At 64.8% G+C, this 1,027-nt stretch carries 1 protein-coding gene; it reads left to right on the top strand.

Features of this window, described 5'->3' with window-relative positions; translation table 11 throughout:
- Positions 1-11: 11 nt before the first annotated feature.
- Positions 12-1,027, top strand: a 1,016-nt coding sequence (locus ACGFIV_RS36305) for a glycoside hydrolase family 71/99-like protein (protein ID WP_392839626.1), incomplete at its 3' end; no start/stop codon positions are given.

The raw sequence follows: 1,027 nt of genomic DNA, 5'->3' as shown, positions 1-1,027 counted from the left end.
AAGGAGTTCACGTGGCCGTCTCGCGTCGGAGGTTCATGACTTCCGTGGTGTCCGGGTCTGCTCTGGCGGCGGTGTCGTCGTCGCAACTGGTGTCCGCTCTGACGAGCGCGGCCAGCGCGGCGAGCCCGGCAGGGGATGTGGTCGGGAAGATCACCGTGGGATACCAAGGGTGGTTCGCCGCCCCGGGCGACGGAGCCCCGATCAACGGATGGTGGCACTGGAGCGCGAACATGGGCCAGCCCCCCTCACCCTCCAACACCACGATCGTGGCCTGGCCCGACACCCGCGAATACCAGCGCACCTACCCCACCGCATACGCCAACCTCGGCAACGGCCAACCCGCCACCCTGTTCTCCTCCTACGACCAGCAGACCGTCGACACCCACTTCCGATGGATGCGCGACAACAACATCGACACCGCCGCCCTGCAACGCTTCAACCCCATGGGCGGCGAAGGCCCCACCCGCGACGCCATGGCCACCAAAGTCCGCACCGCCGCCGAAACCACCGGCCGCAAGTTCTACATCATGTACGACGTCTCCGACTGGACCAACATGCAACCGGAGATCAAAACCGACTGGACCACCAAAATGGCCGCCCACACCACCTCACCCGCCTACGCCAGGCAAAACGGCAAACCCGTCATCGGCATCTGGGGATTCGGCTTCAACGACCCACAACGACCCTTCGCCCCCGCCCCCTGCCTAGAGGTCGTCAACTGGTTCAAAAACCAAGGCTGCTACGTGATGGGCGGAGTACCCACCCACTGGCGCTCCGGCAACGAAGACTCCCGCCCCGGATTCCTCGACGTCTACCACGCCTTCAACATGATCTCCCCCTGGATGGTCGGCCGCATCGCCAACATCGCCGACACCGACCGCTTCTACACCAACGTCAACCTCCCCGACCAAGCCGACTGCAACGCCCACGGCATCGACTACCAACCCTGCGTCCTGCCAGGCGACGTCAAAAGCCGCCAACGCGCCCACGGCGACTTCATGTGGCGCCAGTTCTACAACATGGTCCG

The organism is Sphaerisporangium sp. NPDC049003 (assembly GCF_043197795.1).
Taxonomy (GTDB): Bacteria; Actinomycetota; Actinomycetes; order Streptosporangiales; family Streptosporangiaceae; genus Sphaerisporangium.
Note: the sequence above shows the minus strand (reverse complement) of the source record. Positions and strands in the feature narration are given on the sequence as shown.